The sequence below is a fragment of the Nitratireductor sp. GZWM139 genome (genome assembly GCF_030068685.1).
Classification (GTDB): Bacteria; Pseudomonadota; Alphaproteobacteria; order Rhizobiales; family Rhizobiaceae; genus Nitratireductor; species Nitratireductor aquimarinus.
In genome coordinates this window covers 1-24,974 of the sequence record NZ_JAMQML010000008.1, presented here as the reverse complement: position 1 = coordinate 24,974, position 24,974 = coordinate 1, and the positions used below count along the sequence as shown (strand labels likewise).

Here is a 24,974-nt window from a genome sequence, read left to right as displayed (position 1 = left end):
ATATGAGTGTTTATCCGGGCTTTCGTGACGATCTACTGGCCGCTGTGCCAAGTCTGCGCGCCTTCGCCGTTTCGCTTTCAAAAAGTGCGGACCGGGCGGACGATCTTGTGCAGGAATCGCTGGTCAAGGCGTGGGACAAACAGAACAGTTATCAGCCGGGCACCAATCTGAAAGCCTGGCTCTTCACTATCCTTCGCAACGAGTTCTACTCGCAGATGCGCAAGCGCAAGCGCGAGGTCGAAGACGCGGACGGTGCGATCACCGGACGTCTGTCGGTGCACCCGGCGCAGGAGGGTTCGGTCGATCTGAAGGACTTCCGGCGCGCTCTCGAGCAATTGCCCGAAGACCAGCGTGAAGCGATCATCCTGATCGGCGCGTCCGGCTTTTCCTATGAGGAAGCGGCGGAGATCTGCGATTGCGCGGTCGGCACGATCAAGAGCCGCGTGAGCCGCGCCAGAACGCGCCTGCAGGAAATCCTCGAGATTTCAGGTGAGGGCGATTTCGGGCCGGACGCCATCTCGACCCAGATCACCAATACGGCCTTCATCGCCTAGGTCCTGAGCCAGGATTGCCGTGCGTCCCTTAGGGCGCACATAGGGCAATCGGGTCTGACCGCTCTCAGTCCTTCCCGGCGCTTGAGCCGACAATTGCCTGGGACAGCGCGTCGATAAGGTCGCTGTCCCTGTAAGGCTTTTCAACGATCCTGATACCACCGAACGCCTCGAACACCTGGTGGCTTGAGGCGTAGCCGGTGGCGAAGATGAAGGGGATGCGCCGCGCCTGAAGCAGGCGGGCGAACTCGTCTGTCCAGTTGTCGGACAGCTTGATGTCGAGGATCGCTGTCGAAATTCCCCGGCTTTCCAGAACGTCGGGTCCCAGGTCATCGAAGGTGCCGACAGTGAACACGTCCGTTGCGCCGTGCTCCTTGCACAGTTCTTCGATGCTCATGGCGATCATGGCTTCGTCTTCGACGAGCAGGACGCGGGCGCCCTCCAGAGGTTTCTTCAAGCAGACATCCTTCCGACGCCAGAGAATTCGTTCCTCTTTGCCATCTCATTACCCGTGTAGATTGTCATTAAAAAAAGACGTGTCTGTACGATTTGCGGGAACCGCTCGCACTGGATGCGGCTTTCCTATTCAGCAATGAACCGGGGGCCAGTCAGTGACAAAAGAACAGGAATTCACCCACAAGAGTCTGCCCTGCCAGCAATGTCCCTTGAGAAAGCGCGAGGTCTTTCGCGATTTCGAGGGGGATGAACTGGAGTTCGTCGGTCGTTTCAAGAAGGGCGATCTGGCGGTGAAGAAGGGGGCGACCGTTCTGGTGGAAGGCGCGCACAATCCGCATCTCTATACGGTACTTTCCGGCTGGGGCTTTCGCTACAAGCTCCTGGAAGACGGACGTCGCCAGATCGTCAATTATGTGATGCCGGGCGATCTCGTAGGGCTGCAGGGCAGTCTGATGGGCGAGATGAAGCACTCGGTCGAGGCGCTCTCGCAGATGTCCTTATGCGTGTTCGAGAAGGCCGAGCTGTTTTCGCTCTACAAGAAGTTTCCCGAACTCGCCTACGACATCACCTGGATCGCTTCGCGTGAGGAATGCATGCTCGACGACCATCTCCTGACCGTTGGCCGGCGAACGGCGCTGGAGAAAGTCGCCTATCTGCTCGTCTTCATTCTGGATCGCGCCCGGCAGAGCGGCCTTTCGAAGAATGGCACACTCGCCCTGACCCAGCAGCACGTGGCCGACACGTTGGGCATTTCTCTGGTGCACACCAACAAGACGATCGCCCGCCTTGCCAGCCGCAATCACCTGAAATGGGAGGATGGCGGCTGCAAGATCCTCAATCAGGAGGCCTTGGCCGAACTGGCGGGCTGGACTCCCGGCTCAGGGGGGAAGCGGCCTTTTCTATAGGCGTTGGCGGTATCGCCTTCGCCCTGTGGCGATGGGCTTTGGCGGGTGTCGGCGGTTCGATGCCGGGGATGATGTTGCCGGCCATGGCGTAAATCGTCAGGAGTACGGGAATGGCGATGAAGCCTCCGATCGGCCCCCACATCCACAGCCAGAATGCGATCGACAGAAACACGATGAACGGGTTGAGCGTCATTCGCCGGCCAATGACGGTCGGCGTCACGAACTGGGCTTCCGTGGCGTTGACGGCCAGATAGATGAGCGGCGGCAGGAAACTTGCCGTCAGCGTGTCGAAGGTCGCAAGTCCGACGCCCAGCAGAATGATGGCCATCACTGCCGGGCCGATATAGATCACGAAGTTGAGCAGGGTCGCCATTGCGCCCCAGAGCGCGGGGGAGGGAACGCCCAGAAGCCACATCGCCACGGTGACGGCGACGCCCAGCCCGATATTGATGATGGTGATCGACAGGAGATAGTCGGACACCGCATTCTCCACGTCGCGGAAGATGTGCGCCACGCGCCAGCGCAGACGCCGGCCAAAGCACAGGCGCAGGATCGTCGCGCGGGTTTCATGGCGCGTCGCCACGAAAAAGTAGAGGCTGGCGAAGAAGATGAGCAGCTGCGCCAGAAGCGATGGCGCAAGCACGGCAACGCTTTCGACCGTGGAGCCTTCTTCCACCGACACCGTCACGCTGGAACCGCCGGTCACTGAACGGATCTGCTCCTGCAGCCCCTTGATCGTGTCGAGCGGTTGCCGGAGGCTGGAGAGCTGAAGCTGCAACTGGCTCCATATCTGCGGCAGCCGGTCGGCCCATGCGGTCAGGGGGGTGGCGATGGCGACGAGAAAGCCCCCCACCAGCGCAATGAAGATCAGCACCACCGCGACAGCAGAAATCGAAGGCCAGACGCCCATGCGCTCAAGCCGCGTTGCGATGGGGCCGAGCATCAGGCCGATGAAGATGGCAAGGGTCATGGGAGCAAGCAGAAAGCGCCCGTAATGCAGCATCACGACAAAGGCGATGAGCCCCAGAAGGATGACCGAAGTCTGCGCGCTCGCGGTGAGTGCGGTTTCCAGTGTCATGATGTGGGAGCGTTTGCCCCCCGGGCTGCTTTGTGATTGATCCATGCAACTTTTCCAGAAATGTTTCATTAGAAAATAGACCGCCGGGTAATTGGTTCCGTGCTAAATGGAACTTCACATATTGTTTGGCGTTGGCTTGGAACTGAAACATTGGAGAATGCTGAGATGGCAACCACGGCAGCGAAATCCGCACGCACCGAGAAAAACGACGAAGTGACCACCGGCGATCTGGAAAAGGACATCCAGCAGCTGCGCTCCGACATGGCTCAACTGATTAGCCATCTCAAGGACATGGGTGGCCAGTCCGGCGAAGCGGCGCGCAAGGCGGCCGGCGAGCGCATCGAGCAGCTGCGCGGCCAGGGCGAGGCGGCCTTCAACAGCGTGAAGGACAGCTCGCAGGAACTGGAGAAAGAGCTGGCCCGCACCGTTCGCGAGCGCCCGTTCACCTCGCTGGCGCTGGCCGTTGGAGCCGGCTTCCTGCTGGCTCTCGCCACGCGCCGCTAGGTCGCTGTGATGCTGGCAAGACTGCTTGCCTCCGTTGCGACCGGAGAAGTGTCGGCCTCGCTCAAGCGCGCGCGGGTCGCATCCATGTTCTATGCGCTCGCCGCGTTTCTGGGTCTGTTCGGCATTGGCTTTCTCGTTCTGGCGGGGTTCATTGCCGCTGCGGACGAATGGGGTACGCTCGAGGCCGCGCTTGGCTTCGGCCTTGGTTTCGTGGCCATGGCGCTTGTCGTGCTTGTCAGCCTCAGGATCTGGACCCGTGCCGAACAGCGCCGCGCGCGTGAGCGCCGCGTTTCCGATGCGGGCGTTCTGGCTGGAACGGCGGCACTGACGCTGCTTCCCTCGCTCCTCTCGCGCACCGGCAAGTTCGGTGCGCTCGCCCTTCCCGTGCTCGTGGCCGTTGGCTACGCAATCTACCGCGAGAACAGCGGTGGAGATCCGGATGGCGACGCCGGTTAGTCGGGTGGGAACACCTGACGTCCGCATGAATGCGGACCAAAGGCGGTTGGCGTGGGGCAGCGTTTCCACGAAACGATAAGCCGCTCCAGCCGGGTTTGAGCCAGCCAATCCGGCTCACTTTTTTGCACTGCAATGGAACTCTCCCTCGGCCACGGCATTGGTCGAGGGAAGAAGACAGGAGCAGTGATCATGCCTGAAAACAAGACGACTTCTCAGGAGGCGCGCCAGGGACGGCGCGGCTTCCCGGTTCTCATGGTTCTGGTGTTCGGTCTTCTGCTGGCGGCTGTCGTCTGGTGGGGTGTCGAGGTCTATGGCCTGATGCTCGATGAAGAACAGGCCATAGAGCTGCCCGCCGCCGAGGACGGGCCGACTGGATGACGCGGCTTACCGCGCAATTGTTTCACCAGCTTGTTTCACCGGCTTCATGAGATTCCCGTATTCAAGATACTCAATGAAAGGAGAGACCAATGAGCGATGCAGCTGAAGTTCTCAAACCCAAGACCCATGCCGACAAGATGGACATTGGCATTTCCGATGCGGACCGCAGGGAAATTGCCGCAGGGCTTTCGGAGATCCTCGTCGACACCTACAGGCTCCTGATCAAGACCCACATCTATCACTGGAATGTCGTCGGCCCGCTGTTCCATTCGATCCATGTTCTGACCGAGGAGCAGTACAACGCCCTGTTTGAAGCGACGGACATCATCGCCGAGCGGGTTCGTGCGCTGGGCCATCACGCGCCCATTCTGGCGGGCAAGGGTGTCGACACGTCCATCGAGCTTCGCGCCTCGGGCCGCTCGGCCCTTGAGATGGTGCAGGATCTGGTTGAGGACCATGAGGAAGCCGTTCGCAAGATGCGCGACATCGGCGCTGCCGCAGATGAAAAGGGTGACATGGTCACCGCCGACATGCTGACCGAGCGCCTGACCTTCCACGAGAAGGCGCTGTGGATGCTGCGCTCGATCATCGCCGACTAACGTGTGAGAAACGCGCGGCATCAAAAAAAGCCCCGGCCAGATTGGTCGGGGCTTTTGTCGTTCTGCGCCTGCGTGTTTCTGGAATTGCGCCTAGAAGGGCCAAAGGCTCTGGTCGGCCGGCCGGGGCATCACCACGCGGAGCGCGCCCGGATGCAGCCTGATGCGGGTCTCGCGCTGCAAAGGCCGCAACTCGCCATCGATGGCGCATTTGAAGCGTCGCCTTCGCGAGCAGATGCGCACGGTCACTTCCGTCGCCTCGTGAATTTCCATCTGTTCGTTCTGCCGCCAGCGACCGATCCCCATGTTCAGAAGCCAGAGGATCAGTTCGCTGCGGGTGCGGGCATGGGTGATGTAGACGCCCAGCTGCCCGCCATCGGGCTGGTCGGTGAAGGGAAGGCGCTGGCCTTCTGCATAGAGATTGTTGGTGATCGCCAGGTTTGACGTGGTGGTGCGGACTTTCGTTTCCGAGAGCTCCAGCTCCACGTCCAGTTTGGGCGGCCGGATCATCGTCGCCATCGCGGCGCGCACCGAGGCAAATATCTTGCCGATCCGCGAGCGAAAGGTCATCCGTTCGCGCAGCCGGATCAGTTTCGGATGCATGCCGATGGAAAGTTGATGCACGAAATAGTGTCCGTCGGCATCGGCAATGTCGACATTTTTGATGTCGCCATGGGCGAGCGCTTCCATCGCCATGCGCAGATCCTGCGGTATGGCGAGGCTGCGCGCAAAGAGGTTCATCGTGCCTGCGGGAAGAATGGCGAGCGCCTTGTCGGAATGGGCAAGCAGGCCCGCCGCCAGCGAGATGGTGCCATCACCGCCGCCGGCCAGAATGATGTCCGCCGTCTCGTCGCGCGCGGCATCTTCCATGGTTGCGACGAGTTCGTCGCCCCTGCAAAGGCTGATGTCCATGGTATGGCCAGCCGCCTCGAAGATGCCCTTCATCTCGCGCGCCAGCGCTTCGGTATCAAGGCTGCGCAGGGTTCCCCCATTGCAGTTTAGGACAGCCAGAACATGCATTGGAGGGTTCCCTGAGGTTTTGCTGCGCGATTGTGTTGTGCTCGACCGTTAAGGAGCGGCTGGTCGAAAGGTTCCCGGGCAAAGTTTGGCAATGCGTTCGGAAAAACGCGGAACAAGAATGAGGGCGGTGCGTTTTAAGGGTGCAAACGGCCACGCACCGATCCTCCCTGGCAAGTTCGGTTCGGAGCGCGGCCTGTACAGAAACACTGCACACGGAGAGCTTATCATGTTCCGCAACCTTTTGGCGACCACTGCAATTGCAACGCTTGTCGCGACCGGTGCGGTCGCTCAGACATCCACGGCCCCCGCAACCGGCGCACCGGCTGCGGCCCCCACCGAGCAGCCCACTGAAATGGTGGTGCGCGCCGATGGCCATCTGGCCACCGATCTGATCGGCAAGTCGGTCTATAACGGCGCCGGCGAAGATGCCGAGAACATCGGCAAGGTGACCGATCTGGTTCTCGATGAGAATGGCGACGTCACCACGCTGGTTGTCGGCGTTGGCGGCTTCCTGGGCATTGGCCAGAAGGAAGTTGCGCTCGAATATGAGATGGCCGAGTGGGCCGAGCAGGATGGCGACCGCTGGCTGGTGATCGAAACCAGCGCCGACGCTCTGAAGGCGCAGGAAGAGTTTGACCGTTCGGCCTATCGTCCGATGCCGGCAGACGCCGATGTGTCGATTACCAAGCCTGCCTCCAAGGATGATCTGGCCAATGCGCCGGTCGAGAGCGAGGAAGGCGCTGGCGAGACCGCCATGGCTCCGGCGTCCGACACGACTACAGACGCTATGGGCGATGCGGCGAGCGGCGACGGCATGGCGGCTGCCCCCGCGCCGGATGCTTCCGGCTCTGACGACCAGATGGCAGGCACGGAAGCCCCGGCCGCCGGTATGGACGAGACCGCACAGGCTCCGGACGCTGAAGCGCCGATGACCGACGACACGATGACCTCGGCCATCGACCGTTCGAGCCTTGACGAGATGCCGACCGACCAGATCAGCACCGAGCAGCTGACCGGCACCACGGTCTACGGCGCGAATGAGGAGAACATTGGCGAGATCGGTGACGTGATCGTCACGCAGGATGGTCAGGTCGACGCCATCATCGTCGATGTCGGCGGCTTCCTGGGCATTGGCGAGAAAGAGGTTGCCATTGGCATGGACAATCTCGCCTTCATGACCGACGGCAGCGGCTCGTTCTATCTCTACACCGAGTTCACGCAGGAAGAGCTCGAGCAGCAGCCGGCCTATGACGAGGCGGTCTATGGCGAGCAGCGTGACGATATGCGGATGCAGGTTCAGTAATCTGCGCGTACCGCATCGATGAAGGAGCCCCGCGCCAAGCGCGGGGCTCTTTGTTTATGCAGCGTTGACAATGCGTCTTCCCGTCATCGCTTTCATGGACGCTCACGCATCGCCATCTTGGTGCTACACTCAGCCGTGGAGACGTTGCGGCAAACTCAAAAAGGGATTTGTCATGCTTACCCAGGTCGAAGGCATTCACCACATCACATCCATGGCGCGGGATGCGCAAGAAACCGACCGCTTCATCACCGGAACGCTCGGCCTGCGCCGCGTCAAGAAGACGGTCAATTTCGACGCGCCGGATGTCTATCATCTCTATTACGCCAATGGCGTTGGTGCGCCGGGCACCGTGATGACCTATTTCCCGTTCCCCAACATCGTGGCGGGCAGCCGCGGCGCTGGCGAGGTGGGAACAACCGTCTACGCCGTGCCCGAGGGCAGTCTCGATTACTGGACGAAACGTTTCGATGAGCACAATGTCACCGGCGTTGCGCGCGAAACCCGCTTCGGCGAAACGCGCCTGCGCTTCGACGGCATCGATGGCGATGGCTTCGCCCTGGTGGAGACGAAGGATGATGCGCGCGCGCCATGGGACGGTGCGGGCATTGACGCGGATGTCGCGATCCGCGGTTTTCACTCGGCATCGCTCGTCCTGCGCGATAACGGCGGCTCGAAGGCGCTTCTGTCGCTGATGGGCTACACGCCGGTTGCCGAAGATGGCGGCATCCTGCGCATGAAGCGCGAGGGCGGCAATGGTGCGGATCTAATCGATCTGGAAACCAGCCCCGATGCGCCGGTGGCGCGACAGGGCGCGGGCTCCGTGCATCACATCGCCTTTGCCGTCGCAGACGATCCGGCCGAGCTGGCCGTGCGCGCGGCGCTGGAGGCCGAGGGCTTCCGGGTCACGCCGGTGATCGACCGCGACTATTTTCATTCGATCTATTTCCGTGCGCCGGGCGGCGTCCTGTTTGAGATCGCGACCAATGTGCCGGGCTTCGACAATGACGAGGACATGGCGCATCTGGGCGAAGCGCTGAAGCTGCCAAAACAGCATGCGCATCTGCGCGCACAGCTCGAAAAGGCATTGCCGGAAATCGGAGGCTGATCGATGGCAGTCGACAATTATGTGCATCACCTGGCCTCTGTGGGGCCGGGCAAGCCGCTCCTGTTCCTGTTTCATGGAACAGGCGGCGACGAGCGTCAGCTCCTGCAGCTGGGTGCGGAGCTGGCGCCCGGCGCCGGTCTGGTGTCGCCGCGTGGCGATGTGAACGAACAGGGCGCGGCGCGCTTCTTTCGCCGCACCGGCGAGGGCGTCTACGACATGGACGACCTCGCCCGCGCCACCGGACGCATGCGGGATTTCGTGGCGGCCCATGTGGAGCGCGAAAAGCCGAGCGCCGTTCTGGGGCTCGGTTATTCCAATGGCGCAAACATTCTGGCGTCGGTCGCTTTCGCTGCACCGCAGCTTTTCGATGCGGCGGTACTCATGCATCCGCTCATCCCCTTCGAGCCCGACTGGGGCGAGGGCGCGGTGATGACGCGTTTTCTCGTTACCGCCGGGCGGCATGATCCCATCTGCCCGGAAAAGCTTACGGCGCGCCTGTTGAGCTATCTGGAGGCGGCTGGCGCTGACACGCAGATCGAATGGCACACGGGCGGGCACGAGTTGCGGCCCGGCGAAGTCACGGCGGCAGGTCGGTTTCTTGCGCTGTTCCTCGCGCGTGGAAAGGATGAGGCATGAGCGACATCGGGCCGATCATGCTGGAGGAAGAAGGCAGCAAGGGACGCTATGTCTATCGTGCGGAAGGCCATGAGGCCGAGATGACCTTTTCGAAGGTCGGAACGAGCCAGATCATCATCGATCACACCGGCGTTCCCGACGCTTTTCGCGGGCAGGGTGTGGGGCTCGCGCTGGTGACGCGCGCCGTTGAGGACGCGCGCCGCAATGGCGTGAAGGTGAGACCGCTCTGCCCCTTCGCAGCGGCCCAGTTTCGCCGGCATCCCGAATGGAGCGACGTTCTGGCCCGGTAGGGCGGGATGGGTGAGGCGTGCTTGGGTGACGTTGAAGGAAGCGACGCTCAGGCCGCTGCCTTCAACGTCTCCTCCCCCTCTTCGATGAAGGCCCGGTGCAGCGTCTTGACGGCTTTTTCCAGGTCTTCACTGCGCACGAGGAACTGCACATCCACACCGCGTCCCGTCTCCTGCGAGGCGAGTGGTTCGACGCCCGTTTCATCCAGCGCCTTGAGGCCCTCCAGCATAACGCCAAGCCCGGTCAGGTCGCGGCCGATCACGGACACCATGCCAGCGCGGCGCGCCGTGATGCGGGCGGCCGGATAACGCTCTGCAAGATCGCGCTCGACGCGACGAACCGATTTCAGCGTCGCTTCCAGATGGTGCACGATGGAATTGGCGTTCGAGCTTTTCGACACGATGCGCACCTTGTGGCGCGTCAGCGATTCGAGGATCGCCGCGTCGTAGCCCTTCACGCCCACCATGTCCTGCTCGAACAGTTCGAGCGAGGTGACGGGCAGGCCGGTGACCATCTCGACGCCGGCGGCGGTGGCCGGTTCCGCGTCGATCAGCGTGCCGGGATCCTCCGGCTCGAAGGCGTTGGCGACGCGCAGTGGTACGCCGGCCTGGCGCAGCTTCTTCGCGGCCTTCGGGTGGATCGCTTCCATGCCCATATTGGAGAGCTGGTCGGCGACGTCATAATTGGTGCGGCCGATTTTGCGCACATTCTCCGTGCCGACAAGGCGCGGGTCGGCGCTCGAAAGGTGGAATTCCTTGTGAATGATCGCCTCACGCGCGCTGGTCAGCGCGGCGATTGTGGCGAATGTCACTTCCGAATAGCCCCGGTCGAACTCGCGCATCAGGCCCTCGCGGCACTGGGCGTAGCCGGTGACGATGGGCAGTTCGCGCGTCAGGTCGATTTCGTCGAAAGCCTGCTCGATGCGCTCATTGAGGCTTGGCTGCGTTTCGTCACGCCAGCCGGTCAGGTCGATGAAGCGCGCATTGACGCCCTCGCGGCGCAGAAGCAGGGCCAGATTGTTGGCCGAGTGCGCCTCGCCGAGGGCGGACAGAAGCTCGCGGATCGTCTGCATGTGCTCGCCGAGCTGGAAGTGCCCGTAGGAGCAGAGACGCTGCAGGTCGATCAGGCAGCCGCGTGCGCCTTCGATGCGCTCGCGCACGAAGTCGTCGGATGCGTGGCGGTCGGCGGCCTCGTCGAACATCTTCTCGTTGATGGCGTACATGGCGCGGCTCACCGCGCTCAGCGCCTCCATCCAGCCATGTTCATTGTCGGCATGGGAGAACAGCGCGTAGACGCCGGGCTCGCCCGACTTCTTGTGCTCCAGCAGCTTGTCGGTGATGCCGCCGAAGGCGGACACCACGAACACGCGGTTGTAGAGCGCGTCCTCGCGGCGTTTGCCGATAAGGATCGTGTCGAGCAGTTCGCGGGCACGGCTCATGGAGGTGCCGCCGATCTTCTCTACGGTGTGGTCGCCAAGCGGTTGCTGGTTGGTACGGCCGTTATCGGCCGCACCCTCGTTTTGTCGGTCAGTCATGATGTCCAATGTTTCTTTGGCTTACGCCAGTTTCCCGGTCTGAATGGCCACGGGGTTGGGTTCGCCACGGTCGGCGAGGAAGTCTGGTCGCGCCTTGCCGGCTCCGAAGGGCCGTTGCAGCCGGTTCGACATGGCGTTGAACACGAAGAACGCGTTGGAGCGGGCAAACGGCGTGATGTTGCCGTTGGAGCCATGCATCGTGTTGCAATCGAACAGAACCAGCGTGCCGGCCTTGCCGGTGGCTGCGGTTACGCCATGCTCTTTGGCGAGGCTGGTCAGCGCCTCATGCGAAGGGACGCCCACTTCCTGCTTTTTCAGCGAGGATTTGTGGTTGTCTTTCGGCGTCTCGCCGGCGCAGGCGATGAAATGTTTGTGCGAGCCCGGCATCAGCATGAGCGGGCCGTTGAGGGCGTCGTTGTCGGTCAGGAGAAGCGAGGCGGACACGGCGCGCATGCGCGGCATGCCGTCTTCCGCATGCCAGGTCTCGAAATCCGAATGCCAGTAGAATTCCTTGCCGGTGAAACCCGGTTTGTAGTTCAGGCGCGACTGGTGAATGTAGACCTCGTCACCGAGAAGAAAGCGCGCGATGCCGGCAATGCGGCGGTCGCTGGCGAGACGGTGAAAAAGAGGGCTCTGCTCCGGAAGCTTGAAGATGGTGCGCACTTCGCTGGAGCCGGGTTCGGTAATGACGCTGTCATCCATCAGCGCGCGCTCGCCACCGCGCAGGGCTGCGGATTCGGCTTTCAGCGCCTCCACTTCCTGCGGCGTGAAGAGGTCCTTCAGAACAAGAAAGCCGTCACGGTCGAACTGGTCGGCCTGCTGTGCGGTGAGCGGCGCGTCGGGTCGCCACTGGCTCCACACGGTTCTGTCCTGGCGCGGCAGCCAATGCTCTTTCGGCAGCCTGCTTGGATAGGGATCCTGTCGTCGCTCGCCCTTCGGGTCACGTTCCTTTGACATCGCTGTCATGGTCGGTCTCCTTCTGTTTTCAGGGTTTTCGCCGGCGGATGCAGCTTCCGAAGCGCCGCGCCTCATGAGCGGGCGCGGCGCTTCGTCCGTATTGGATCAGGCGTCCTCCAGCGCGTAAGAGCCGTCAGCCTGGTGCACTTCATTGCCGGTGACCGGCGGGTTGAAGACGCAGGCCATGATCATCGGCTTGTCGGCGTCGGCGCGCAGAATGTGCTTGTCGTGCTTGTCGAGCGCATACATGACGCCGGGCTTGATCTGGTGCGTTTCGCCGGTGGCCAGATCCTTGATCGAGCCGGTGCCGTCGACGCAATAGACGCACTCAAGATGGTTCTTGTAATGCATGGTCAGGTCAGCGCCGGCATGGATGGTCGTGATGTGGAAGGAGAAACCCATCTCATCCGACTTCAGGAGAAGGCGGACACTGTCCCAGCCTTCCGAATGGACGTGACGTTCGGTGTTCTTCGCTTCGTTAAGGTCGCGCACGATCATGTTCGTTACTCCGCTGCAATTTTCGTATTCTGAGTTGTCTCAGCGACGGCAGACTGGAGGATGTCCAGTCCGCGCGCAAATGTGTCCTGCTCGATGGTGAGCGGGCAGAGGATCTTCACGACCTCGTCATAGGCGCCGGAGGTCTCGATGATGAGGCCGTCACGGAAACAGCGCTTGCAGATGTCGCTTGCCGTTTCGCCCGAGCCCGCATCGACGCCCATCATCATGCCGCGGCCCTTCACACGGGCCTCCGGCAGGAGCGCTGCGATCTCGTTGAGGCGCTTTTCCAGATAGGCGCTGCGCTCGGCGATGGTGGCGCGGAACGCGTCGTCTGCCCAGAACTTCTCCAGCGCAACGCGCGCGGTGACGAAAGCGTGGTTGTTGCCGCGGAACGTGCCGTTGTGCTCGGCCGGGCCGAACACGTCGTATTTCGGCTTCACGAGCAGCGCTGCGAAGGGCAGGCCATAACCCGACAGCGACTTCGCCATGGTGACGATGTCCGGCGAGATGCCCATCTCCTCGAAGGAGAAGAAGTGGCCGGTGCGGCCGCAGCCCGCCTGAATGTCATCGATGATGAGCAGCGCGCCATGCGCCCTGGCGATCTCGCTGACGCGACGCACCCATTCGCGCGACGCGGCGTTCAGCCCGCCTTCGCCCTGCACGGTCTCGAACATGATGGCCGCCGGCTTGTCGACGCCGCTGGAGGGCTCCGAGAGCATGCGGTTCAGAAGATCCGCCGTGTCGATGTCGCCGCCCATCGCGCCGTCATAGGGGATGCGCGTGACGTGGTTCAGCGGCACGCCGGCACCACCGCGATGGTAGCCATTGCCGGTTGCTGCCAGCGCGCCGAGCGTGACGCCATGGAAGCCGTTGGTGAAAGAGATCACGTTCTGGCGGCCGGTCGCCTTGCGGGCGATCTTCAGCGCCGCCTCAATGGCGTTCGCGCCGGTCGGGCCGGTGAACATGACGCGGTGGTCCATGTCGCGCGGACGCAGGATGATGCGCTCGAAGGCCTTCAGGAAGTCGGCCTTGGCGTCGGTGTGCATGTCGAGCCCGTGGGTCACGCCGTCGCGCTCGATATGCTCGATCAGCGCGGCCTTCATGTCCGGGTCGTTGTGGCCGTAGTTCAGGGTCGAACAGCCGGCCAGAAAATCGATATAGTCGCGCCCTTCGGCGTCGGTCAGGGTCGCGCCCTGGGCCTTGGCGAACACGCTGGGGAAGCTGCGGCAATAGCTGCGCGCTTCGGATTCGCGTCGCGTGAAAATCTGCTTGTCGTCCGTCGTAACGGTCGTCATCTGTTTTCCTTCGGATTTTTGTTCGGTCGTGCGAATTAGCAAGGGGCGAATCGGGGGAGGCAGATTGTGATGCCGCCATCAGGCGGCATCGTCGCTCCGAGCCTCGTCGGCGTTGCGCAGGGAAACCCAGTTTCCGCGCATGCCCGCAGACGCGTCGTCCGCGAATGCAATCGTCACCATATGTTCGGTGGCGTGTTTGCCGTCGAAGTGCGCATCCTTGCGGAAGTAGGGCTCGTGGCTGAGTTCGCCGCCCCGGGAACGCGCAAGCGAGTTGAAAAGTCCCCAGCTCGCCTTGTTGTCGGAGGTGATCGTGGTTTTCAGCGCCCGCACATTCTCGCAGGCATCGCGCTGGAGCAGCGCGGCGAGCAGCTTCTTGCCGACGCCCTGACCCTGGACGCTCTGGTCCACGGCGACCTGCCAGACGAACAGAGTGTTGTCTTCGTCAGGCAGCAGATAGCCGGATACCCAGCCAACCAGCGCTCCGTCGCTGGTTCTTTCGGCGGCGATGCATGTGTCGCCGAAATGGTCGCACTGCAAAAGGTTGCAGTAGAGGGAATTCTCGTCGAGCGGCTCGCAGGACTGGATGAGCCGCCACACATCCGCGCCGTCTTCCTTGGCAGGCGGACGATAGACAATTTCGGGCGATCGCTTGCGTACAAGCTTGATGTCAGTGATGGCCATTGGTCTCCTCATAGCGCGCCGGATATTATGACTATCGAAGGATATTTCAACCGTCGGAATCAAAAATGGTTCCGTGTGATCCGCAAATAATTGAATTGCATGGGAATTTTCGGCGAAGTTTTATTCGCTAATCAAATTATATTTTCTCTGCTATCCATGTGCCGATGGGGAGGGCGACAGAGAATCGCCGAGTGGCCACCGCGTTTTTTGGGGAATGGCGGCATGGAAGATCGTACGGAAACAAGCCTGATCGCGCTGCGGCGCATCCTGCGCGCAACCGAGCTGAACGCGCGCACGCTGGCGCGCGCCACCGGGCTGACCACGCCGCAGCTCATCGTTCTTGAAATCGTCGTGGCCGCCGGTCGCGCCACGCCCAAGGACATTGCCGGCAAGGCCGGTGTCGGGCAGGCCACCGCCACATCGCTGGTGGACAAGCTGGAGGCCCGCAAGCTGGTGACGCGCACGCGCAGCGAGCGCGACAAGCGGGTCGTATGGGTGGCGCCGACGGAGGAGGGCAAGGCTCTTCTTTCAGCCGCGCCCGACCCGCTCCAGAAGACTTTTTCCGAGCAGTTTCAGGCCCTGCCTGACTGGGAGCAGGGCATGATCGTCGCCGCGCTGGAACGCGTCGGCGCAATGCTCAACGCTGGCGCGCTGGACGCCGCGCCGCTGCTGGATGTCGGGGCGGTGGATCGCAAATAGAGGAAGTGACATGACTGGAGGTTCAATGCAGCGCGAATGGGTGTCGGACATCCTCGAAAGTCTGCCGTCTCTCATTTTCATTACGCTCTGGCGTAGCGGTTTCGATCAGGAACTGACCGGTTGGATCGGCGTGGCGCTAGCTGCCTGTGTACTTATCGGGTTTCGCGCCTGTCGTCTTCGCTTTCACCCTGTTCTCCTCGGCATCAATATCCACCTTCTCATAATCACGCCGCTCATTATCGGTCTTTACGAGATCGGGCTGCCGGTCTGGAGTGACGCTATTCTGGAAGTTGCGTATCGTGGCGTCTTGATCACGGTCTTTTTGACCGGGTTTGTGCTGACGTTCACACGTGCGGGCTTCATTGGTGTCGACGGGGTGTCAAAAGGCCTTCGACCCTACTCGTTCGCGCTTTTGTTTGCGTCTGCGCTGGCGATAGTCTGGTCATTCTTCGTGGTGGATGGCGGGCCGCTCACGACGATAGCACTGCCGGTCATGGCGCTTTTCGGATTGCGTCGCTTCCTGATTGCGCGTCTTGTTGATCGCAATGGTGAGAGCAATCTTCTGGTTCCCGTTGGAGCCGGCGTGGCGTTTGGAGCCGGCTCCGTGGAAGACGTATAATTCAGCCGCCCAATCAAAGCTTGGCGATGAAATCCCGCATGTCTTTTTCAAGGCGCTGGAGTTCTGCTTCCGCGTCGCTTCTCCTGTCGGAAAGTCCGGCGATGCGGTTTTCCTGCTCTTCCAGCATGCGCATGTAGCGCTGGCCGAGCGCGCTTTCGCCGGGAACCGAGCCGAGATTGTCGCGGATGCGGGCCTGATCGCCGGTCGTGCGCTCCAGCTCGCGCTGGATGCTCTCCACCTTGCGCTCCGCCGTTGCGGCCTCACGCTTCATGGCTGCAAGCGTCCTGAGCCGCTCTGTCGTCGTCGTGTCGGCTGCCGTTCCCGCCCAGACATAGACGGCGTCCGCGCTGGCGTCGAACAGGGCAAAGCTCTCCGTATGGCTGCGTTCCATCACGGCTTTCACGCTGGCCTTGCCGCCGGCGTCCACCTTGGCGCGCAGGCGATAATGCGACGGCGTGGCGCTGTCGAGGGCGGTCGAGGCCATCTTCCAGCCGTCGCGGCGCGGATGCTCGATCAGGATCGTGCGCGGCGCGTCCGGTGCGCCCTTGATCGCATAGCTGGTGGTGATCCGCGATACGGTGGTCGTGTGCAGCGTGCCATCGACGATGGAGACCTCGCTCACGCGTTCGTCCGGATTGGTCTCCGTTGCGATCTCGACCTTGCGGTCGCTGGCAAAGCTCGCCATGCGGCTTTCACCGGCAGGAATGCCCGTGAGCTGCGCATCGCCCACATAGCCGCTCGCCGTGTCGTAGACGGTGACGATGCCGGGCGGCAGGCTCGCTTCCGTATCATTGCTCAGGAAGACCGCCGCAACGGGGTGGATTCTGCGGCTCTCCGGTTGGAAGAGCGAGACGCGCTCGGCGCGGATTTCCGCATCCACGAAGGGCACGGAGAGGCTTTTTCCTGCGGCAAGGTCAATGGCGTTCGGCAGGCGATAGGTGGCGCTGGTTTCGCCCTCGCGCGGCAGGCTTCGGTCGGTCGGCTCCGAGGGCATGGGCATTGCCATGTCGGCCATCATGGCAGGCGCGGGTGCTGCGCCAAAGGCGCGCTTGCGCAGCGGCATCACGTCCATCTCGGACATTTCGATGGCGCTGGCCTCGTCCGGGCGGGGTGGCGCGGCGTTGCCCACGGCGACGGGGATCTCCGGTCGCTCGTTCCAGTAACGCTGGTGCAGGCGCTGTGCGAGCGTCACGGGAGCGCCGGACGAGAGCGTCAGGCCGATGCCTCTCCAGTCTTCGCCAGTGGCGTTTTCGATCACCGCCCAGGCCTGCAGGCGCGCCTTTTCACCTTCGCCTGAAACAAGCCGATAGGCGGATTTCCAGACCGGTGCGGGCACCACATAGGAAAGCGTGATGTCGCGCGCGCCGGTTCCCGTAAGATCAATTGCCACGGAGCGGATCGTGTCGGTGCGCCCGCGCCCGCTCACCTTTGCGGCCTGGCGCAGCTTCTCGCGCATGGCCTCGTCGCGAATGTCGAGCTCGGTGTCGGCGCCAAGCTTCAGCATCTCCACCGTGCCGGCTTCCGTCATGACAGAGAGAACGCGCTCGGTGCGTGGTGCTGCTTCGCTGCCGGCCTGTTGCGTGTCGACGCCCAGGATCATGCCTTCCACCGTGCGCCCGCCGGATGTGGCGCGCACGGCAACGCCCTGAAGCGCGGCTGCCAGCGCCGGCACGGAGCCCATTTCGCTGGCGCTGAAGGGGAGGCGACGGAATGTTTCCTCGACGGGGGAGAGACCGTCCAGCGTCACCGCATCGATTGTGCCCGACGGGTCACGGACCACGAGGCTTTTCAGAAAATCGTCCACCTGGTCGAGCGGGATTTCGATGCGCAGCGTGCCGTTGCCATCAATCCGGGCCGTGCGCCGGATTTCGGCCAGACCGCCGGAGGAGAGCGTGATCGCTTCGATTCGCCCGCTGTCGGCCACCTGGGCAAAGGCCGGCTGAGCGGCTGATGCAAAGGCGAAACACGCGCCGAACAGGGCGGCGCGTGCGATCTCGCGGGTCACATTCTGGGATTTCTTCGATGTCACGGTCCGTCTCCACGCTGCCTGATTTTGTCAGGGAAGGTCTCAAAACGAGATCTCGATAGCAACGCAAATGGATCGGATCGTGGCGCGGATGGGAAAAATGTCTCCCATCCGCTCAGGATAGCTGTCGTCAGATCAGCGGATTGAGCACCCGCTTGAGGAAGCTCTGGGTGCGCGGCTCCTGCGGATTGCGCAGCACCTCTTCCGCAGAGCCCTGTTCGACGATTACGCCGCCCTCAAGGAACAGCACCCGGTCCGCCACCTCGCGGGCGAAGCCCATCTCATGGGTGACGACAACCATCGTCATGCCTTCCTCGGCCACCTGGCGCATCACGCTGAGCACGTCGCCCACCAGTTCGGGGTCGAGCGCCGATGTCGGTTCATCGAACAGGATCGCCTCGGGCTGCATGGCGAGCGCCCGGGCAATGGCTACACGCTGCTGCTGTCCGCCCGAAAGATTGCCGGGATAGCTCTCCATCTTGTCTTCGAGGCCGACCTTCTTCAGATAGCCGGCGGCCATCTCCCGGGCTTCCGCGCGGGACATGCCCTTCACGTAGACCGGCCCTTCCATCACGTTCTCGATGGCCGTGCGGTGGGGGAAGAGATTGAAGCGCTGAAACACCATGGAGACCCGCTGGCGGATCGCCTTGATGGATTTGTCCTCCGGGTCGACGCGTTGCCCGTCGATCCGGATGTCGCCTTTCTGATAGGTCTCCAGCCCGTTGAGGCAGCGCAGGATGGTGGATTTGCCAGAACCCGACGGACCGATGATGCAGACGACTTCACCCGGCTCGACATCGAAGCTGATGCCGCGGATGACCTCGACCGGGCCGTAGCTCTTGTGGATGTCCCTGACCTCAATCATGCGTTTTTGTACCTCTTCTCAAGCTGGCGGGCGAGGTAGGTGAGGGGCAGCGCCATCACCAGATATATGAGCGCAACCAGCGTAAAGACAGTCATGTTGTCGAAGGTGGACGAGGCGATGAGCTGGCCCTGGCGGGTCAGTTCGGCCACGGTGATCGTCGACACCAGCGAGCTGTCCTTCAGCATCATGATCATCGTGTTGCCATAGGGCGGCAGGGCGATGCGGAAGGCCTGCGGAAGGATCACGCGGCGCATGATCAGATTGTCGCTCATGCCGATGGACTGGGCGGCCTCGATCTGCCCCCGGTCGATGGCTTCGATGCCGGCCCGGAAATTCTCTGCCTGATAGGCGGAATAGGCGATGCCCATGCCGATCACGCCGGCCTGAAAGGCCGTCAGGTTGATGCCGATATCGGGCATCACGAAATAGATGTAGAAAAGCTGGACGATGATCGGAATGCCGCGAATGACCGTGATGAAGGTCCGGCTGATCATCTGGAATGCGCGCACCTTGGTCCAGCCCAGAATGGCCCAGAAGAGCCCCAGAACCGTGCTGACGAGCAGGGACAGAACGGTGACCGCAATGGTGACCCAGACACCTTCCATCAGGACTGGCAGATAGTCAGCGGCACGTGAGAGAGCCTCGGACATGGTATTTCCTGCGTAATGTTCGAAGAAACGGATGGCGCGGGAGACGGGCTCCCGCGCCGTTCAGATCAATTGCCCTGAAATCAGTTCAGGCCCCATTTGGTGAGGATCTCGTCGAGCTTGCCCGAAGCCTTGATCTTCTTGAGCCCCTCATTGAGCGAGGCGCGCAGTTCGTCATTGCCCGGTTTCACCGACATCGCCACATCGCCGGTGATGGTGGAGTCGTAGCTCTTCACCAGCCGCACATTCGCAGCCCCCTGCGAGAGCTGGTAGGCGACGATGGGCCGGTCGCCGAAGCCCGCATCGATGCGGCCGAGCTGCACGTCGCGCATGATGTCGGGGATGCTGTCGTAAATCTTCACTTCCTTGAAAACGCCCAGCGCCTTCATCGGCTCGATATAGGCGGTGCCGACCTGCACGCCGACCGTTTTTCCTTCAAGATCCTGCGGGGTCTTGTATTCGGTTTCGTCATCCTTGGAGACGAACAGGCCCTCGCCGTAGGAATAGACCGTGTCGGTGAAATCGACGACCTTGGCGCGTTCCTCGGTCGCGTACATCGCGGCGGCGATGATGTCGATCTTGTCGCTGGTCAGCGACGGGATCAGCGCCGACCACTGGGTTGCCTTCACATCCGGCGTGAAACCTTCCTCCTCACCGATGGCGGTGATGATGTCGACCATCACGCCCGAGATCTTGTTGGATTTCACGTCGAGAAAGGTGAAGGGAACGCCCGTCGGGGTCGAGCCCACCTTGTAGGTCGGGGTTTCTGCGCTGGCCGGCGCCCATGCTGCCGATGCCGCGATAAGGGCGGCCGCGCCCAGACCGATAAGGCCGCGACGGTTGGTGAAAAAGCCATTCAAGCTCATGCTACTCTCCTCTCCTGAAGCGCCAATCCGAGGGCAGTCGTTATTTTTTTACTCTCGGATTGAAATTTTTGGATCATTATTTCATGATGCTTGAAGAAACGGAGGCTTGTCAACGGCATGATCGATAAAGTCGGAGATCGCGCGGCGGCTCAGTCGAGAGTTTCAGACGATAAGCAAAGAGGGGAGAAGCCCGTGGGCGGAGCGGAAACGACCGAATGGAGCAGCGATGCGATCGGCGCTCGTTTGCGGCAAAGGCGCAAGGTGCGTGGTCTCTCCCTGCAGGTCGTGGCCGGACGCGCCGATGTCTCCATCGGTCTTCTCAGCCAGATCGAGCGCGGCCTCACCATGCCCTCGGTGCATTCCCTGAGCGCGATCTGCAATGCGCTCGAAATGCCCGTCAGCTGGCTGTTCGATCCGGGTGGCAATCCGCAGGAGCGATATGTCGTGCGCGCGCACCAGCGCCGTGTGCTCGATCTTGGCGCAAAGGGCATGCGCAAGGAATTGATGACGCCGGACGACATCACCGGCATCCAGATGATGCGGCTGATCATCCAGCCGGGCGGCTCGACGGGGGACACGCCCTATTGCCACGAGACGGGCGCCAAATGCGGAACGGTGCTGAACGGAACGCTGGGACTGGAGATTGACGGCCGCACCGTGCTTCTGAAGCCGGGCGACAGCTTCGCCTTTCCGGCAAGCGCATTGATCCGGTTCTGGTGTGAGGGGCAGGAGGAAACCGAAGCGTTCTGGATCGTCACGCCAGCGGTTTACTAGAGCAATTCCAGGAAAAGTGGAAACCGGTTTTCCGTCCGGAATTGCGCAAAAACGCTCTGGATCGCCAGGCGTCCGTCCGGATGCACATGGGTAATCCACATTAATGATGCAGCGGCGGTTTTCGCGAGATGCTGCGGAAAGGTTGAGGAGGGGAAGTTCATGACCGAAGCCGTGATCGCCAACGAACAGGGTTTCATTTCACGCTCGCTCTGGAATGCGACGGCAAATCCGTCGCAAGACTATCCGGCGCTTGTCGGCGAGCAGGAATGCGATGTGGCTGTGATCGGCGGCGGGTTTGCCGGGCTTTCCGCAGCGCTCCACCTGGCGGAGGCGGGGGTAAGCGTCTGTCTTCTGGAGGCCAAGACGCCCGGTTGGGGCGCATCGGGCCGCAATGGCGGACAGGTTGTTCCGGGCCTCAAGGAAGACCCCGATGAGATCGAGCGGCGCTTCGGTTCCGAACTCGGCGGGCGCATGGTGCGGCTGTCTGGCAATGCAGGATATTTCGTCTTCGACCTGATCGAGCGTCTGGGCATTGATTGCGGTGCATCGCGCGCCGGCTGGATCCAGCCGATCCACAGCGAGGCAGCCCGCACCACCGTGCGCAAGCGCTTCGACCAGTGGCAGCGGCGCGATGCCGCCATGCGCATGCTCGACCGTGAGGAAACCGCCGCACTTCTTGGAACCGACGCCTATCTTGGCGGTATGCTGGATCAGCGCGGCGGCAATCTGCATCCGCTGAATTATGCGCTTGGTCTTGCAGAGGCTGCGGCGCGTGCCGGTGCACGCATCCACGGTCACAGCCGCGCGGAGCGCTGGGAGCATGAAGGCGGCGGTGTGCGCATTCACACCGCAAAGGGGCAGGTGCGCGCCGGCAAAATTCTCGTCTGCACCAATGGCTATGCCGATGGGTTTTCCGGCGCGATTGGCCGGACGGTGGTGCCGATCCGCTCCATCCAGGTGGCGACAGAGCCGCTGCCGGCGGAAATCGCCGGTTCGATCTTCCCGCAGGGGCATTCGGCTTCCGACACGCGGCGGCTCCTTCATTATTTCCGCAAAGGTCCGGGCGACTGCTTCGTGATGGGCGGACGCGGCGACTATTCGCAGGGCGGAACGGAGCATCAGTTCGAGGTGCTGCGCAAGGCGAGCGTCAGGCTCTACCCCCAGCTGGCGCAGGCGCGCTGGGTGCATCACTGGGGTGGCTATGTCGCCATGACCGTGAGCCATTACCCGCAGCTTCTGCGCATGGACGACAATGTCTGGGCGGCCTGCGGCTTCAATGGGCGCGGTGTGGCGATGGCAACGGCGCTGGGCAAGGTGATCGCGGATGCCGCGCGCGGCGTGCCGGAGGCGGAGCTCGATTTCCCCGTGACGCAGGTAAAGCCCATCCCGTTTTACTTCATGCGCCGCTACGCGGTCGCGGCGGCCGTGGCCTGGGCGCGGCTGCGCGACGGGCTGGGCCGCTAAAAGGGAAAAAGGGGGGGCTGGCAGCGGCCAGCAAAAAAATCTGAATCCATATCAATGGGTTGCCTTCGAATGCGGCATTTTGGATCGTTTTTTAAGCGCTCACGTTATTGCCTTCTTAATTCGAATGGGTCATATCTCCCACCAACAACACCCGCCACGCCTCTCAACGATGCGCACCCCGGCGGGTTTTTTCTTTTTGGCGATCGAGTATTCGTCTATGAGACGGTATGAAGTTTGCTAAACCACCGCTTTCCGTCGCTGATCAGATTGCACGCATTGAAGGACGAGGCATGGCCGTCGCCGACCATGCACTTGCAACCAGGTCCCTCTACCACATCAGCTACTACAGGCTTCGCGCTTATTGGCTACCCTTCGAAGTCGATGCTCCTGCGGATGGCGAGCACAAGTTTAAAGACGGGGTCTGTTTCGACGATGTTCTGGAGCTCTATGTTTTTGATCGGCGTCTCCGGCTTCTAATTATGGACGCTATTGAGCGCATCGAGGTGTCATTGCGTGGGGGCTGGGCGCATCACTTGGCGATGAAATACGGTGCGCACGGCTACCTTGATCCGACCCTATATTATCGAGCTGATCGATATGCTCAGTCTTTCACCAGACTCATAGAAGAAATCCAGAAATCAAAAGATACATTTATCCTTCATTACAAAAATAAGTACGATGATCCAGAGCACCCGCCAGTTTGGATGACCGCCGAAGTTATTTCCCTCGGGCAGCTCTCAATGTGGCTCAGCAACCTGAAGCATCGATCCGATCGGCAGGCTATTGCCAAGCCCTATGGCATCGACGAAAAAATCCTTGTCTCTCTCGCCCATCACCTCACGTACATCCGGAATATCTGCGCGCATCATGGGCGTCTTTGGAATAAGCAAATCACTGTAAAAATGAAGATGCCTAGCTATCCGGCAAGTCTGAAGCTCGCTATGAATTCGGCAGCGCCAGGGCGTATCTACAATACGCTGGCCGTTCTCGGGTATCTGATGGGCATTGTTGCGCCGGGCAATCATTGGCGGCAGCAGGTCGTAGAGCTTATGCATTCCTGCGCGCTCGCCGATCCGGCGGCAATGGGGGTCCCATCCAATTGGGAGGAAAGGCCGGCCTGGAAGGCGGCATGCGATTGATCTATCGCGCCTGAAGTGCCGCGCGGTGCTAACCCGCCCTGTGGTGACCTGCACTATAAATCTGACACCCGGCGTTAATTTGCGATCAGGCAAATCTTCATTCCATGTTGCATAGAATTGCTGAGTTGTACGAGATTCCCCGGGAATCAATGATCGTCAGAAGCAATAAAGCGCAACATAAAGTTGCAGATCTGTGTAGCGTACAGTCTTGAGGTTTTTTGGCGATCCCGACAGGATTCGAACCTGTGACCCTCAGATTATGAAGCTTCCTCTATGCCTTTTGTTAAAAGGGTTTGAGATCTTCATGTTGCGTCCGTGTTGCGTTCATTCTGGGGTTATCCGAGCAGGCTGGCTTCGGCAGAGGCCAACTCCGTTGCATCGTCCGCTCGGGGGAACAGGTGCCCGTAGGTGTCCATCGTCAGTGTGATTGATGAATGGCCAAGGCGTTCCTGAACCATCTTCGGCGGTAATCCCAAGCCGCCGTCCTCTTTCCGGTTGATGCACCAGGACGCATAGAAATGGCGGAGGGAATGCAGGCCGGTGTACTTGCCTTTCATGATGGGTTTCCCATCCTTGCCGACTTCCTCAGTCGGAAGCGAAACACCCGCTGCGACCTGTGCTGGCAGGAACCCTCTCTTCACAATGTTGGACAGCGCCTCGACCTTCCCCTGGCCGTTCGGGAACACCAGCTGATGCGGCGCGATTTCCTCCATGATGGCATTGCCGTCTTGGTCCCTCTGGGTTGTCTTGGGCCGTGGGCAGGCCAAGCGCCATTCCCTGAGTGTGTTCGCCACCAGCGGCGGGATAGGCACTCTTCGCTCGCCAGCTTCTGACTTCGGCCTGCCGATGCTGTTGAACTTGTCGGCCCGCTGGTGAACTTGAATTTCCCCCTGTTCGAAATCGACATCCTGCCAGCGCAGGCCGCGAAGCTCCGAAGCTCTAAGGCCGGTAAAGATCGCGGTCAGCAGCATAGGGCGCCAACGCCCATGCAGCGCGCCAATGATGGCTTTGATCTCTTCTCTCGTGGGAATGTCTCTTCCCACTTGTACCTTGCCCCGCTGACGGCGTTCGTGACGCCTGTCGCGCCCTTTGTGCCTCGCGCGGCTCTTTTCCCTAACCGCATTGCGAATGACCAATCCTCGCTCCTGCGCGTCTGCGAGCAGCGATCCAAGACTGACGAGCACCTTGCGCACCATCGAGGGCGAGCGCCCTGCGTCAAGCAAGCTGTCCTCAAAATCGCGTACGGCCGGAACGGTCAGGCGGGAAAGCAGGGTCTCTCCGATGAAGGGGACGATATGTAAATCAAGATGCTGCCGGTACTGCACCAGTGTGCCGCGCTCGACCCTGCGTGATGCGCTTTTGATCCAGAGGTCGCCGGCTTGCTTCACCGTGGCGCTGTCGCTGTCTGCAATATGCACGCCCTCTCGCACCTCAACTGCGGCGGTACTCGCGAACTGGTCGGCCTCCTTCTTCAGCTTGAAGGTCTTCAGCCGGCGCTTGCCCTTGGTGTCCACATAGTCAACGACCCAAGCGGTTTTCTCTTCGCCCTTCCCGTTGGTCCATGTGCGCTTGCGGACGGACATGATTAGCCTGAAGTGGTCCCACTTTTTCGGACAGTTCTGCAGCTTTGCTAA

General features: G+C 61.5%; 28 protein-coding genes. 15 read left to right on the top strand and 13 right to left on the bottom strand.

Annotation, left to right across the window (positions count from 1 at the left end; genetic code table 11):
* Positions 1-2: 2 nt before the first annotated feature.
* Positions 3-554 (top strand): sigma-70 family RNA polymerase sigma factor, encoded by a 552-nt coding sequence (locus NDI72_RS11380; RefSeq protein WP_113153367.1) that lies wholly within the window; start codon positions 3-5, stop codon positions 552-554.
* 64 nt (positions 555-618) lie between these two features.
* Here NDI72_RS11380 and NDI72_RS11375 read toward each other — a convergent pair whose 3' ends face one another.
* The gene (locus NDI72_RS11375; protein WP_113153366.1) at positions 619-1,008 is read right to left on the bottom strand and encodes a response regulator; all 390 of its coding nucleotides are present in this window, start codon (positions 1,006-1,008) and stop codon (positions 619-621) included.
* Between the two features lie 154 nt (positions 1,009-1,162).
* Between NDI72_RS11375 and NDI72_RS11370 the strand changes: the two genes are divergently transcribed.
* On the top strand, positions 1,163-1,912 hold the full coding sequence (locus tag NDI72_RS11370; protein WP_206994975.1) for a Crp/Fnr family transcriptional regulator: 750 nt from the start codon (positions 1,163-1,165) through the stop codon (positions 1,910-1,912).
* On the opposite strand, the gene NDI72_RS11365 is transcribed toward NDI72_RS11370, so the two are convergent.
* A complete protein-coding gene (locus NDI72_RS11365) occupies positions 1,842-2,990 on the bottom strand; it encodes an AI-2E family transporter (protein WP_222474129.1) in 1,149 nt (382 codons plus the stop codon). The genes NDI72_RS11370 and NDI72_RS11365 overlap by 71 nt on opposite strands.
* Positions 2,991-3,155: 165 nt before the next feature.
* Here NDI72_RS11365 and NDI72_RS11360 point away from each other — a divergent pair, with 165 nt between their 5' ends.
* The 4 genes from NDI72_RS11360 to NDI72_RS11345 all read left to right on the top strand — a co-directional run bounded on the left by NDI72_RS11360 (position 3,156) and on the right by NDI72_RS11345 (position 4,927).
* Positions 3,156-3,494: an ElaB/YgaM/YqjD family protein gene (locus NDI72_RS11360; protein ID WP_206546056.1), complete on the top strand. Its 339-nt coding sequence runs from the start codon at positions 3,156-3,158 to the stop codon at positions 3,492-3,494.
* Positions 3,495-3,503: 9 nt separating this feature from the next.
* Positions 3,504-3,950 (top strand): hypothetical protein, encoded by a 447-nt coding sequence (locus tag NDI72_RS11355; protein WP_113153362.1) that lies wholly within the window; start codon positions 3,504-3,506, stop codon positions 3,948-3,950.
* A gap of 189 nt (positions 3,951-4,139) precedes the next feature.
* Positions 4,140-4,328 carry a hypothetical protein gene (locus NDI72_RS11350; protein WP_206546057.1) on the top strand — a complete coding sequence of 63 codons (189 nt, stop codon included), beginning with the start codon at positions 4,140-4,142 and terminating at the stop codon, positions 4,326-4,328.
* 89 nt (positions 4,329-4,417) lie between these two features.
* The gene (locus tag NDI72_RS11345; protein ID WP_113153361.1) at positions 4,418-4,927 is read left to right on the top strand and encodes a Dps family protein; all 510 of its coding nucleotides are present in this window, start codon (positions 4,418-4,420) and stop codon (positions 4,925-4,927) included.
* Between the two features lie 90 nt (positions 4,928-5,017).
* Here the strand turns inward: NDI72_RS11345 and NDI72_RS11340 are convergent, their stop codons facing one another.
* Positions 5,018-5,944: a diacylglycerol/lipid kinase family protein gene (locus NDI72_RS11340; protein WP_206548450.1), complete on the bottom strand. Its 927-nt coding sequence runs from the start codon at positions 5,942-5,944 to the stop codon at positions 5,018-5,020.
* A 226-nt stretch (positions 5,945-6,170) separates the two neighbouring features.
* Here NDI72_RS11340 and NDI72_RS11335 point away from each other — a divergent pair, with 226 nt between their 5' ends.
* From NDI72_RS11335 to NDI72_RS11320, 4 genes are all read left to right on the top strand, one after another.
* Complete coding sequence (locus tag NDI72_RS11335) at positions 6,171-7,247, top strand: PRC-barrel domain-containing protein (protein WP_283800520.1); 1,077 nt, start codon at positions 6,171-6,173, stop codon at positions 7,245-7,247.
* A gap of 172 nt (positions 7,248-7,419) precedes the next feature.
* Positions 7,420-8,352, top strand: coding sequence for a ring-cleaving dioxygenase (locus NDI72_RS11330; protein ID WP_283800519.1), 933 nt, complete (start codon positions 7,420-7,422; stop codon positions 8,350-8,352).
* A gap of 3 nt (positions 8,353-8,355) precedes the next feature.
* A complete protein-coding gene (locus NDI72_RS11325; RefSeq protein ID WP_283800518.1) occupies positions 8,356-8,988 on the top strand; it encodes an alpha/beta hydrolase in 633 nt (210 codons plus the stop codon).
* Positions 8,985-9,278: a GNAT family N-acetyltransferase gene (locus NDI72_RS11320; protein ID WP_113153356.1), complete on the top strand. Its 294-nt coding sequence runs from the start codon at positions 8,985-8,987 to the stop codon at positions 9,276-9,278. Before NDI72_RS11325 ends, NDI72_RS11320 begins: the two co-directional genes overlap by 4 nt.
* Before the next feature lie 47 nt (positions 9,279-9,325).
* On the opposite strand, the gene NDI72_RS11315 is transcribed toward NDI72_RS11320, so the two are convergent.
* From NDI72_RS11315 to ectA, 5 genes are all read right to left on the bottom strand, one after another.
* Entirely contained in the window at positions 9,326-10,810 is a 1,485-nt protein-coding gene (locus tag NDI72_RS11315; protein ID WP_206546063.1) for an aspartate kinase, read from the bottom strand.
* 21 nt (positions 10,811-10,831) lie between these two features.
* Entirely contained in the window at positions 10,832-11,776 is a 945-nt protein-coding gene (gene thpD, locus NDI72_RS11310; RefSeq protein ID WP_283800517.1) for an ectoine hydroxylase, read from the bottom strand.
* A 96-nt stretch (positions 11,777-11,872) separates the two neighbouring features.
* Positions 11,873-12,265 carry an ectoine synthase gene (locus NDI72_RS11305; protein WP_113153354.1) on the bottom strand — a complete coding sequence of 131 codons (393 nt, stop codon included), beginning with the start codon at positions 12,263-12,265 and terminating at the stop codon, positions 11,873-11,875.
* A 5-nt stretch (positions 12,266-12,270) separates the two neighbouring features.
* On the bottom strand, positions 12,271-13,560 hold the full coding sequence (gene ectB, locus NDI72_RS11300) for a diaminobutyrate--2-oxoglutarate transaminase (protein WP_283800516.1): 1,290 nt from the start codon (positions 13,558-13,560) through the stop codon (positions 12,271-12,273).
* A 78-nt stretch (positions 13,561-13,638) separates the two neighbouring features.
* A complete protein-coding gene (gene ectA / locus NDI72_RS11295) occupies positions 13,639-14,241 on the bottom strand; it encodes a diaminobutyrate acetyltransferase (RefSeq protein ID WP_113153352.1) in 603 nt (200 codons plus the stop codon).
* A 222-nt stretch (positions 14,242-14,463) separates the two neighbouring features.
* Between ectA and NDI72_RS11290 the strand changes: the two genes are divergently transcribed.
* The gene (locus NDI72_RS11290; protein ID WP_113153351.1) at positions 14,464-14,940 is read left to right on the top strand and encodes a MarR family winged helix-turn-helix transcriptional regulator; all 477 of its coding nucleotides are present in this window, start codon (positions 14,464-14,466) and stop codon (positions 14,938-14,940) included.
* 25 nt (positions 14,941-14,965) lie between these two features.
* Complete coding sequence (locus tag NDI72_RS11285) at positions 14,966-15,559, top strand: hypothetical protein (protein WP_283800515.1); 594 nt, start codon at positions 14,966-14,968, stop codon at positions 15,557-15,559.
* 13 nt (positions 15,560-15,572) lie between these two features.
* Here NDI72_RS11285 and NDI72_RS11280 read toward each other — a convergent pair whose 3' ends face one another.
* The 4 genes from NDI72_RS11280 to NDI72_RS11265 all read right to left on the bottom strand — a co-directional run bounded on the left by NDI72_RS11280 (position 15,573) and on the right by NDI72_RS11265 (position 19,963).
* Positions 15,573-17,588: a DUF4139 domain-containing protein gene (locus tag NDI72_RS11280; RefSeq protein WP_283800514.1), complete on the bottom strand. Its 2,016-nt coding sequence runs from the start codon at positions 17,586-17,588 to the stop codon at positions 15,573-15,575.
* A 127-nt stretch (positions 17,589-17,715) separates the two neighbouring features.
* Entirely contained in the window at positions 17,716-18,450 is a 735-nt protein-coding gene (locus NDI72_RS11275; protein WP_206994967.1) for an amino acid ABC transporter ATP-binding protein, read from the bottom strand.
* Entirely contained in the window at positions 18,447-19,100 is a 654-nt protein-coding gene (locus NDI72_RS11270; protein ID WP_283800513.1) for an amino acid ABC transporter permease, read from the bottom strand. The genes NDI72_RS11275 and NDI72_RS11270 overlap by 4 nt, the downstream gene beginning before the upstream one ends.
* Before the next feature lie 80 nt (positions 19,101-19,180).
* Positions 19,181-19,963, bottom strand: a complete 783-nt coding sequence (locus NDI72_RS11265) for an ABC transporter substrate-binding protein (protein WP_113153348.1) — start codon at positions 19,961-19,963, stop codon at positions 19,181-19,183.
* Between the two features lie 192 nt (positions 19,964-20,155).
* Between NDI72_RS11265 and NDI72_RS11260 the strand changes: the two genes are divergently transcribed.
* The 3 genes from NDI72_RS11260 (at position 20,156) to NDI72_RS11250 (ending at position 23,340) form a co-directional block, all read left to right on the top strand.
* The gene (locus NDI72_RS11260) at positions 20,156-20,737 is read left to right on the top strand and encodes a helix-turn-helix domain-containing protein (RefSeq protein ID WP_224873555.1); all 582 of its coding nucleotides are present in this window, start codon (positions 20,156-20,158) and stop codon (positions 20,735-20,737) included.
* A 159-nt stretch (positions 20,738-20,896) separates the two neighbouring features.
* Positions 20,897-22,201, top strand: coding sequence for an NAD(P)/FAD-dependent oxidoreductase (locus tag NDI72_RS11255; RefSeq protein ID WP_283800512.1), 1,305 nt, complete (start codon positions 20,897-20,899; stop codon positions 22,199-22,201).
* Positions 22,202-22,428: 227 nt separating this feature from the next.
* On the top strand, positions 22,429-23,340 hold the full coding sequence (locus NDI72_RS11250; protein WP_283800511.1) for an Abi family protein: 912 nt from the start codon (positions 22,429-22,431) through the stop codon (positions 23,338-23,340).
* A 335-nt stretch (positions 23,341-23,675) separates the two neighbouring features.
* On the opposite strand, the gene NDI72_RS11245 is transcribed toward NDI72_RS11250, so the two are convergent.
* Entirely contained in the window at positions 23,676-24,923 is a 1,248-nt protein-coding gene (locus tag NDI72_RS11245; RefSeq protein ID WP_283800583.1) for a tyrosine-type recombinase/integrase, read from the bottom strand.
* Positions 24,924-24,974 lie beyond the last annotated feature (51 nt).